This is a genomic window from Aliinostoc sp. HNIBRCY26 (assembly GCF_050235535.1).
Lineage (GTDB): Bacteria > Cyanobacteriota > Cyanobacteriia > Cyanobacteriales > Nostocaceae > Trichormus.
Genome location: NZ_CP189852.1, coordinates 3,707,430 through 3,719,205 on the forward strand (window position 1 = coordinate 3,707,430; position 11,776 = coordinate 3,719,205).

At 40.6% G+C, this 11,776-nt stretch carries 7 protein-coding genes; all 7 read right to left on the bottom strand.

What is annotated here, in order from left to right:
- Positions 1-7 precede the first annotated feature (7 nt).
- Complete coding sequence (locus tag ACQFX9_RS15855; RefSeq protein ID WP_427156882.1) at positions 8-4,144, bottom strand: cadherin-like domain-containing protein; 4,137 nt, start codon at positions 4,142-4,144, stop codon at positions 8-10.
- Between the two features lie 134 nt (positions 4,145-4,278).
- On the bottom strand, positions 4,279-6,870 hold the full coding sequence (locus ACQFX9_RS15860; protein ID WP_427156883.1) for a hypothetical protein: 2,592 nt from the start codon (positions 6,868-6,870) through the stop codon (positions 4,279-4,281).
- A gap of 200 nt (positions 6,871-7,070) precedes the next feature.
- A complete protein-coding gene (locus ACQFX9_RS15865) occupies positions 7,071-7,367 on the bottom strand; it encodes a hypothetical protein (protein ID WP_427156884.1) in 297 nt (98 codons plus the stop codon).
- 501 nt (positions 7,368-7,868) lie between these two features.
- The gene (gene modD / locus ACQFX9_RS15870; RefSeq protein ID WP_427156885.1) at positions 7,869-8,720 is read right to left on the bottom strand and encodes a ModD protein; all 852 of its coding nucleotides are present in this window, start codon (positions 8,718-8,720) and stop codon (positions 7,869-7,871) included.
- A 75-nt stretch (positions 8,721-8,795) separates the two neighbouring features.
- A complete protein-coding gene (locus ACQFX9_RS15875) occupies positions 8,796-8,987 on the bottom strand; it encodes a hypothetical protein (protein ID WP_427156886.1) in 192 nt (63 codons plus the stop codon).
- Positions 8,988-9,050: 63 nt separating this feature from the next.
- The gene (locus ACQFX9_RS15880) at positions 9,051-9,506 is read right to left on the bottom strand and encodes a DUF2214 family protein (RefSeq protein ID WP_427156887.1); all 456 of its coding nucleotides are present in this window, start codon (positions 9,504-9,506) and stop codon (positions 9,051-9,053) included.
- 412 nt (positions 9,507-9,918) lie between these two features.
- Positions 9,919-11,670 (bottom strand): iron uptake porin, encoded by a 1,752-nt coding sequence (locus ACQFX9_RS15885; RefSeq protein ID WP_427156888.1) that lies wholly within the window; start codon positions 11,668-11,670, stop codon positions 9,919-9,921.
- Positions 11,671-11,776 lie beyond the last annotated feature (106 nt).

The window sequence follows — 11,776 nt, forward strand, 5'->3', positions numbered from 1 at the left end:
CATGATCCTATGCAATCACGTTGATATTAGTATTGCTCAGGACTACTTTATTAGAGAGTTGAGCAATCTGGACTTGTGTATTTCCACCCAAGCCATCAGTATCAAAGAATAAATTACCTGTAGCTTGATCATAGATGAAGCGATCGCTCGCCGTGGTTGCACTAGTTCCCAAACGAAACGCACTCGCATTCAGCACACCCAAGCCTTGAGTTAAACCAAACTCTGCTTTGGAGAGGAGAATCTTGTCATCAGTAATACTGAAATCGGTAATGGTATCAAAATCATCAACCACAGGCAGACTTAATTGAAAACTATCTCTGCCAGCATCTCCAGTCAAAGAATCATTTCCCCTACCACCGATGAGTAAATCGTTACCTTTACCACCATTGAGGATGTCATTACCATTGTTCCCATTGAGGGTGTCATTACCTGCCAATCCAAATAGCCAATCATTGCCATCCCCACCTGAGAGAACGTTAGCTGCCGAGTTACCCGTGAGGACATTATTGCGACTATTACCAGTGCCATTAATAGATGCACTACTTGTCAAAACTAAGTTTTCTAAATTGTCTCCCAACTGCCAGCTAATGGCGGCTTGCACTAAATCTTTACCTGCATTGGCTTCTTCAACGATGATATCGCCAAGATTATCTACGTAGTAAATATCGTTTTCTGTGCCACCAACTAAAGTATCAGCACCAAGACCACCATTAAGGGTATCATGACCAGCACCACCAGACAAAATATCATTGCCAGCTTTGCCTAGTAGTTTATCATTGCCATTTAAGCCATAAATGACATCGTTGCTATCAGTACCGTTGAGCGTTTCGGAAGCGGAAGTACCTGTGATGGTATCAGAATTCAGGTCTAATGCCCATAGTTCACTACCATTGGCGAAGTAAAGCTTGCCATTAAGGTATGCCAAGTCATAAACATTAGAAGACTGAGTTCCAGGACTGATAGCATCTGTGAGTATTCTTAACTGATTAGAACTTTCATCAAATTCCCACAATTCCCTACCGTAGATAGCGTTATCTGCACTAAAGTAAAGCTTGCCATTGATGAAAGTGGGAATGCTCACATTGCTTAAACCAGACTCCGGTAAGGTGTCTACAAATCGCACTGCTTTGCCAGTGTTGTCAATCTTCCATACTTGATTGTCGATGAATTGACTTTTCCCATAGGCGTAGAAGTAAAGCGTGCCATTAACATTAGTGAGGTTGTTGGGATTAGCAGAACCAAAACCTGGATTGATATCTGTGAGCCTTACCACATCACCCGTAATGGGGTCTATCTTCCATAACTCTCTGCCAGTAATTCCATCGTCAGCAGAGAAGTAAAAGGTATCATTGAGGGTGAACTGTTGACTAATGACAATAGAACCAGCACCAGGATTGATATCTTTAACTTGCACTGCTTTGCCTGTGATGTTATCTATCTTCCACCACTCCTCTCCTGTAGTGCCGTCATTCGCAATGAAGTACAGGGTATTATTGACATTGACAAAATTTTTGGGTGAAGCAGAACCAGCACCAGGATTGATATCTTTAACTTGCACTGCTTTGCCTGTGATGTTATCTATCTTCCACCACTCCTCTCCTGTAGTGCCGTCATTTGCAATGAAGTACAGGGTATTATTGACATTGACAAAATTTTTGGGTGAAGCAGAACCAGCACCAGGATTGATATCTGTCACTCGCTGAGGGTTGCCAGAAGAATCTAATTTCCATAACTCAGTGCCGTAGTTGCTGTCACTAGCAACAAAGTACAATACACTATTCAAGTTGAACAATGTACCTACTGTGTAGTCATCATTAGATCCTGTATTAATATCAGTTATTAACACTTCGTTGCCTGTGGAGTTATCAATCTTCCACAATAACTTTAATGAACTGTCAGTATTTCCAGTGGTAAAGTAAACAGTGTCATTAAATTCTACATAATCATCAATATATGTAGGAAAATCAGTGACGACAAGTTCGACAAAATTACCTGTACTATTGTCAATTTTCCACAATGACAGGCTATCGTTGTCATACCTATCGTTATAACTAAAAAAGTAGTATGTGTCGTTAATTTTAGTTGGCTGACTCGTAGGTCTTATGTCGTCAATTTCTTGTTCGATGACTAAACGTCCCGTAGAAACATCTACTTTAGCAATGCCATAACCTTCTAAACGGTAAAAAATGGTTGCGTAAAGTCTATCATTGAGAACAATAAATCCTAATCGATTGTCCGCGAAGCTGTCACTTATAACAGATATTTCACCAGTATTGTTGTTAAGTTTAGAAACCCAAGTATTACGATGGTAATTTAGTGTTAAATATAGGGTGTCCTTGAAGACGGTTAAGTCAAGACCCTGAAAAGAGTAATCGTCATTCAAATCTCTAATAAAATATGGCTTACTAATATTAACATCAACCGTCGCTGTGCTGATACCTCCTTGACCATCACTAACGGTGTAGGTAAAACTATCAAAACCACGGTAATTACTATCGGGGATGTAAGTATAGGTACCATCATTGTTGTTGACTAAGTTGCCATAACTCGGTTGACTTAAGTTAGTCACCAACAAATTACCACCATCTACGTCTTGATCATTGGCGAGAAGATTGGCCAAACTAATAACTATGGGTGTGTTGACAGTGGTAATGAAGCGATCGCTTTCTGCGATAGGATTGCGATTAGGCAACTCAGAAACAGCTAAACCCCACAACCCAAAACCATAATCAGGGCTATAGGCATTAAAGTAGAGCGTACCATTAGCGTAGACTAAATCGGAGGGAGAGGAATCTCCAGCACCAGGATTGATATCAGTGAGACGTACAGGCTGACCTGTAGTAATATCTAGACGATATAACTCAGAGCCATAGGTGGGATCATATGCTCTAAAATAGAGTGTGCCATTGATGTTAGCCAAGTTTTGCGGATCAGAAGAACCCGCACCAGGATTTATATCTGCGACAAGTAAGGCATTTCCTGTAGTATCATCTATCCGATACAACTCAGAGCCATAGGTGGGATCATATGCACGAAAGTAGAGTTGGTCATCGGTTTTGGTTAGTTGGAAGACATTGGAAATAACACTAGAATTGATGCCAGGAACAATTACAGCATTTCCTGTAGCGTTATCTATACGGTACAAGTTATAGCCGGAGGAGGAAATATATGCCGTAAAGTAGAGTGTGCCATTGAATTCGGTAAAGTTAAATCCACTACCAGAATTGATGCCAGGAACAATTACAGCATTTCCTGTAGCGTTATCTATGCGATACAACTGTCTGCTATATTCTTCAGTAAAGTAAAGTGTGTCATTAAATTTGGTAAAACTAGAAAACCAGGAACTGTCAGCACCAGGATTAATATCATTGACGCGCACAGACTTGCCTGTAGTGGTGTCTAACCGATATAACTCTCTACCAGAGGTGGGTTCGTATGCAACAAAGTAGAGCGTGCTATTAATGTTAATTAGGTTGCTGGGTGAGGAATCGCCTCTGCCAGGATTGATATCTGTGACACGCACAGACTCACCTGTGGTAGTATCTAGCTGGTAAAACTCTGCCCCATAGGTAGGAGTATATGCACTGAAGTAGAGTGTGTCATCGATGTTAACCAGGTAGTTAGAGTAGGTAGACACGTAAGGAGACACAGAACCAAGATTAATATCAGTGAGGCGTACAGCCTCACCTGTAATGTTATCTATGCGATACAACTGTCTGCTATAATAGGTGTGGTCAGTTGCGATGAAGTACAATGTGCCATTGATGTTAACTAGGTAGTCGGGGTAGGAATACTTCTCTCCAGGATTGATCTCATTAATACGTACAGGTTTACCTGTAGCGTTATCTATCCGATATAACTCAGAACCATAGGTAGAGGTATATGCTCTAAAGTAGAGTACACCGTTAACATTGACTAGTGGATTAATGTAATAAGATAAATTAATATCTCTGCTTTCTAAGACAAACTCTGAACCACCATTAGACTGATTTATTCTCCATAATTGCTGAGTAAAAAAGTTAGTTTCTTTAGTAAAGTACAGTGTGCCATTAAAGTTAGTTAAGTTTTCAGCGTTAACGTCTACTAAATATGGCTGAGAGGCTGTTTGAACAGAGTTTGTTAGGGAAAAGTTAATTGTAGACATAGTATTTGGTGTTGAGTGAAAAATAAATTGACGTACTAAACCTTCGACAAAGGGTATCTAACATAACGGATTGCTTATGTCATAAAAAGGCGATCGCCTGCTGCACTACAGACATAAACTATCTCTGCCTCAAGCTATGCGATTATTGTGATGTGAGTATTACTCAGCAATGGTTTAGTTGTCAGTTGAGCAATCTGGACTTGTGTATTTCCACTCAAGCCATCAGTATCAAAGAATAAATTACCTGTAGCTTGGTCATAGATCAAGCGATCGCTCGCCGTGGTTGCACTAGTTCCCAAACGAAACGCACTCGCATTCAGCACACCCAAGCCTTGAGTTAAACCAAACTCTGCTTTGGAGAGGAGAATCTTGTCATCAGTAATACTGAAATCGGTAATGGTATCAAAATCATCAACCACAGGCAGACTTAATTGAAAACTATCTCTGCCAGCATCTCCAGTCAAAGAATCATTTCCTCTACCACCGATGAGTAAATCATTACCTTTACCACCATTGAGGATGTCATTACCATTGTTCCCGTTGAGGGTGTCATGACCAGCCAACCCAAATAGCCAATCATTGCCATCCCCACCTGAGAGAACGTTAGCTGCCGAGTTACCCGTGAGGACGTTATTGCGACTATTACCAGTGCCATCAATAGAGGTAGTATCAGTCAACACTAAGTTTTCTAAATGATCTCCCAACTGCCAGCTAATGGCGGCTTGCACTAAATCTGTACCTGCATTGGCTTCTTCAACGATGACATCGCCAAGATTATCTACGTAGTAGATATCGTTACCTTTACCACCATTGAGGATGTCATTACCATTGTTCCCGTTGAGGGTGTCATGACCAGCCAACCCAAATAGCCAATCATTGCCATCCCCACCTGAGAGAACGTTAGCTGCCGAGTTACCCGTGAGGACGTTATTGCGACTATTGCCAGTGCCATTAATAGAGGTAGTACCAGTCAACACTAAGTTTTCTAAATGATCTCCCAACTGCCAGCTAATGGCGGCTTGCACTAAATCTGTACCTGCATTGGCTTCTTCAACGATGACATCGCCAAGATTATCTACGTAGTAAATATCGTTTCCTGTGCCACCAACTAAAGTATCAGCACCAAGACCTCCGTCGAGGGTATCATGACCAGCACCACCAGACAAAATATCATTGCCAGCTTTGCCTAGTAGTTGATCATTGCCATTTAAGCCATAAATGACATCGTTGCTATCAGTACCGTTGACCGTTTCGGAAGCAGAAGTACCTGTAATGGCATCAGAATTCAGGTCTAATGCCCATAGTTGACCATCATTGTCGAAGTAAAGCTTGCCATTAAGGTATGCCAATCCGAAAATATTAGAAGACTGAGTTCCAGGACTGATAGCATCTGTGAGTATTCTTAACTGATTAGAACTTTCATCAAATTCCCACCATTCAAAGCCGTAGGTAGCGTTATATGCCCTAAAGTAAAGCTTGCCATTAATAACAGTAGGAATTCCAATATTGCTTAACCCAGACTCCGGTAAGGTGTCCACAAATCGCACTGCTTTGCCAGTGTTATCAATCTTCCATAATCCATTATTGATAGATTCAGGGTTGGCATAGGCGTAGAAGTAAAGCGTGCCATTAACATTAGTGAGGTTGTAAAGATTAGCAGAACCAGAACCAGGATTAATATCTGTGAGCCTTACTGCATCATCCGTAATGGGGTCTATCTTCCATAACTCTATACCAGTAATTCCATCGTCAGCAGAGAAGTAAAACGCGTCATTGAGGGTGAATTGTTGATCAATGGCAATAGAACCAGCACCAGGATTGATGTCTTCAACCTGCACAGCTTTGCCTGTGGTGTTATCTATCTTCCACCACTCCTCTCCTGTAGTGCCGTCATTCGCAATGAAGTACAGGGTATTATTAAAACTGACAAAATTTTTGGGTGAAGCAGAACCAGCACCAGGATTGATATCTGTCACTCGCTGAGGGTTATCTGAAGAATCTAATTTCCATAACTCAGTGCCGTAGTTGCTGTCACTAGCAACAAAGTACAATACACCATTCAAGTTGAACAATGTACCTACTGTGTAGTCATCATTAGATCCTGTATTAATATCAGTTATTAACACTTCGTTGCCTGTGGAGTTGTCAATTTTCCACAATGACTTTAATGAACTGTCAGTATTTCCAGTGGTAAAGTACACAGTGTCATTAAATTCTACATAATCGTCAATAAAACTAGGATAATCATCGCTAGGATAATTACGGACGAGAAGTTCGACAAAATTCCCTGTATTATTGTCAATTTTCCACACTGATATAGTATCGTTACTATAGTTAAAACTTTGAAAGTAGTATGTGCCGTTAGTTTCATTCAGAAAAGGAGAAGTTATAAAGTCAATTCTTTGCTCAATGACTAAACGACTTGTAGAAATATTTACTTTACCAATTCCAGTATAACCCCCAAAAGGGTATGAAATGAGACCGTAAAGTCTCTCATTGAGAACAATAAATCTTAATTGATTGCCCTCGATGCCTCCTACAGCAGATATTTCACCAGTATCGTTGTTAATTTGATAAATCGAAGCACCACCTACTATATTTTCTATTAAATACAGGGTGTCCTTGAAGGCGGTTAAACTTAAGCCACTTTGATTAAAATCTCTAATAAGATATGGCTTAGAGGCTGTTTGAATAGAGTTTGTTAGGGAAAATTTGATTGTAGACATAGTATTTAGTATTGAGTGAAAAAATGGATTTACGTACTAACTTTTTGCCAAAAAGTATCTAAAACAACAACTATTGTTGTCATCAAAAGGTGATCACCTGCTGCATCGCAGACAGAAAACATCTCTGCCTCAAGCTATGCAAAGACAGTGATACAACTATTGTTCAGCAATGCTTTAGTTGTCAGTTAGGCAATTTGCATTTATGTATTACCATCCAATCCATTAGTATCAAAGAGCAAATTAGCAGTGGCTTGATCATAGATGAAGCGATCGCTGGTTTTACTAATTTCTACCGGCAGCACACTAGCATTCGACATACTTATACCGTGACTCATAAAAAACTTCCAGTCACTAACTAAAACAGCACTTCCAGCCAAATCATTAAATGTAGCGACTATCGCATTGCTTAATTTACTCAATCTAGGTAAAGCATTTTTACCTGCAAGACAACTCTTGGCATTGTCTTGAATTTCTAGCTGAGAATTAATTGTGTACATAATAGGAAACAAAATGCTTTAATTCAGGGTTTGCGTAATCATAATTTTCAAGGTAATTGATTAGGTAAATTTCGTTCTTATAGGCTTTTTCTAGAATTAAATTGACTCTATTTGCATAGTAATTTAATTGTAAATCCACCTATAGACTGAAAAATTTACCTCATCAATCACCTTCAGTAAATTACAAAACACAGAGAAATTATTGAGTAAAATTGGTTAAAAATCTCATAACTTAATATTTTGTTTACTTTTAAAGATTAAATGAAGATTTTCTCCAAAAATATCACATTTAAAAGCTTGATTGATGAACGATAAATATCTGAATTAATGTATTTAAACGCGATTTGTCATGTTTTTACGAAAACATTTTCTATTGATATAGACCGTTTATATTGAACGCTATTCATTCCCATGTGAAGTGAAGCGGAATCTGGGGATGAATAGCAATGAAAAAGGATTTACATTAGTTACAAAATAGAAATTTTTTCTAAATTGTATCTATCATTCCAAAGTCAACATTTTCGCGCCAATATCAGCAGGTTTGCCAAAATAGGGAAAGCTGGTAACTAGTAAATCAACTCCTGTGCTGGCGTAATCTTGAACGTTGTCTAAGTTAATTCCCCCAGCGACAGCTAGTTTAATCTGGGGATACTGATTTTTGAATGACGGTACTACAGGCTTGAGTTCAGCGCAGGAAACCTTATCAAACTGAATCATATCAACTCCGGTTTGTGCGATCGCCCACGCATCAGTGATAGTTTCTACTTCCATCGCAATTTTGTGTTCCTGAAAGCGTTGTTTGAGTTCCGGTAAGCGTTCCAAAAGTCCCGGCATTCCACCCAAATAAGTCAAATGTTCCTTGAAAATCAAAATCGTCTCAGACAACCCCAAGCGGTGAGGAATTGCGCCACCCGCTAAGATAGCCTTGACAGATAGCGCACGCGTACCGGGAAATACTTTCCGCGTTCCCACAACTCCCACTGATGGATTGACTTTTTGTGCTGCTTTCACCAAATTATTGGTACGAGTAGCAATACCGGAAGCGTATTCCATCAAATTTAGGGCAATTCTCCAGCCAATGTGCAGAGCTTCTGCTGTACCTGTGGCTTTGAAGATGAGTTGTTTGTCTGCCAAGGTAGTGCTGCTTTCCACCAGACAAAGAACCTTAGCACCACACGCCTCAAACACTTTAGCGGCTTCCTCCGTGGCACAGACTACCATTGGATGACGGGAATAGAACTCGATTTCACCCGGTTGCTTGCCAATACCGAGTCCCAATGTTGTCAAATCAAAATAGGGAACGTCCTCTTCAATGAGTTTAGCGATCGCTGCGTCTGAAAGTACATTCCTCATCACTCAAATATATTCCTTGTTGTAGTTTTAATTACTGCTTTCGTGCGGCTGTTGGCAAGCAATTCGGGATGAATATCAGGATGGTTGATTAGGGGAGTTATTTTCGCTCATTTGCCGTTCCATCGTAGCAATTGCTGCATTGACAGCAGCTAACCGAGTTTCCAGGCTATCCCGCATCCATTTCAAGAATTCTAATTGATGCTGGCGGTAGGATTTTTGAGTAGTCGATTCAGAATGACAGCAGGGGTTCATCCAAAATGGAAACATGAGTGATTCTCCTTGAAAGTAAAGCCCACTTACTAAAGTAGCGTACTTCCTCAATTCTGATATTTACCAAATCCGAATTCCTCGCGCTAAAACCGCCGCCAATAAGGGAATCAACGCAAACCCGACTAATTCCCCCCTAATTAGCCAAGTTAGTCGTTGTAGTTGGGGTAATTCCGTTTTAGGGGGTTGATTATCTAGTAAATTCTTAATCCACGACAGAAATGAAAAAGTGGGATATAAAGACAACAAACTCACCAGAATAAAAAGACTGACTTTAATGTAAAAGACTGGATTGCTCAGATAATAATCACTGCCTTTACCAAAATAAATCACCCTCAATATACCCGTAATCAGAATTGTGACAGCCGATAGACCATAAATAGCATCTGCTATTACCACTCTCCACGCTTCTTTGAGGCTGATATCTTTCTTCAAATTCTGACTTTCAACCACCAACGCCCCGAAAGCCAGCATGAAGCCCAGATAATGTAAATATGCCGTAATAGCACTTTCCCACATTAGTTTACCTGTAATCTATTGTCTATACTCTGACTGGAGAGTGATGAGTGCTGAGTGCTGTTAGCGGAAGCGGGGCGTTTAGCCTGTGCTAAGTTCTGAGTGAGGTTTTTCCTCCCCCGCTTTCCCAGCCTTTCAATTTTGGATTGTGGATTGGATTCAATCTAAAATCCAAAATCCAAAATCTAAAATTCTCAGTCCCCAATTATTAGAATGCAGCTATTTCAGCAGTCTCTTTCAAGGTAGAGCAGATTTTTTTTGATGACTGTATTTTTTATAACTAAATAACTATATAATTGAAACAAGAATGGGCAATAAGGTATGGGGCATGGAAAAAAGCTTCTTTCAAATTCATACCCTCACACCCCTAAACCCTTACACCCCTCAACCCCTCAACCCCTCAACCCCTACACCCCTAAAACCTGAATGTAGTCCTTACAACACCTGTATAAATGGTATCGTTATTACTGTTATGTTCGGGATTAAAGATGACAATTAACCCTGGTGTAATTGAGATATTACTATTAACTTGATAGCGATACAGAGCTTCCACATGGAAAGATGTATCTGTATCTTCACGGCGGTTACTAGTAGGAGTTAAGACAGCAGGGCCGAAATCATTACTGGTAACTTTCGGTGGCTGTCCAAAAATTAAACCGCCCAAATTCCCCTTTTTACCCAAATCAGGAAAGGCGAAAGTCACAGCCCAATTCCAAATATCTGCCTGATCACCACGATTAACGTTTGCACCGGAACTGACTTCAGCTATAGCTTGAGTATATCCCACCCATCCAGAGACAATAAATTGGGGATTTAAAGTATAACTACTTTGCAAACTGTAGTGATTGGCAGAAGTCGCCACCCCAGCCCCAAAGGGAGTATTTGCAAAGGCACTACCATAAGCACCAGAAACTGTGACATCTCCAGCACCACCGCTTAGGTAAGAGTGGGCATAGCTCAAACCGAGAGTAAAGTCTTTATTGGGTTTAAATTCTAACTGCGCCAATGCTCCATAACTACCATCAAATAGGCCTCTCCCTGGTGTCGGTTCACTACCCCGTCTAGCAATATATCCCGCCGACAAGGTGACAGCATCATTTAACTGGAAAATTGCACTAATTCCCGAACCTGTATTACTCGCAGAGCCAGTGTTACTAGACCGGTAAATCGGGGAGAAACGACCAAAGCGTGAGATTGCACCAGTGGGAGCTGATGCTAAAAGAGGGTTAACGGTGTTGAAGTTATCGTAAAACTCGCCGCCAATGGCATCAATAATCACGTTGAGGCGATCGCCCACAGGAAAACGATAAAATAACTTACCTAACTGCACGCTGTTATCTAGGTTATTAGTTGCGTCCCACCCCAGACGACTCATATTAGTTCCTGTGACTGGAGCATTAAAAGCTGTGGTGTTATTAGCTTCTAGACGAGCGAACAAGCGGTCTTTACCGGTGAAGCTAGAGACTAGATTTAAACGAACGCGATCGCTCAAAATAGCATTATCTTGTAAATCTCTACCTGCACTACCATAGGCATTATTCTTCGCCGCTTCTCGCCTTGCACCAGCAGGTTGAGCATTAATAGTTCGCCATTGGTCAGAGTTTAAGGCTCTATCTTCACCAAAAACACCACCAAAGGTCAAAATTATCTCTGCATTCAACTTGGTAGTGGCAGAAAATTGTTGACTTTCTAGGATGGCTGTACGTCCTTCTAAACCATCGACTCTCCCCCGCAGTTCTGCGAGTCCTTCTGCAAACTCTTCTTGCAGTTTTTGTAAAGTTGCTAAGTCTTCTTTTGTGACTAAATCCGCCGTACTTGTCCCAATCAGTTCATTAATCCGATTTAAACAAGCATTTAAACCAGCCGCAAACTCATAACGAGTCATGGCGCGCTCACCCCGAAAGGTGCTGTTGGGATATCCCGCAATACAACCGTAACGCTCAACTAGAGATTGCAATGCTTGAAAAGCCCAATCTGTCGGTTGCACATCTGATAGTTGTGAAACCGATGTTACCTGACTCATCGCTGCGTTATGACTAACATCTTCTTGTGCTTCCACCTCCTGTGTAGTGTCTTCTGGTGATGCTGCTGCAACTTGAGTTATGAGCAAATTCACTCCCAGCACCATAGGAGCTATGTACAAAGACTTCCAAACGATATTTGACATTGACCTCACACCTGAAAAACGCGCTACCAATTATATTGGTATTAAGATAAATTAGTATACATTTTTTGTCTTTGCAAGTAGTTTTTGCTACTTAATTTATCTCAAT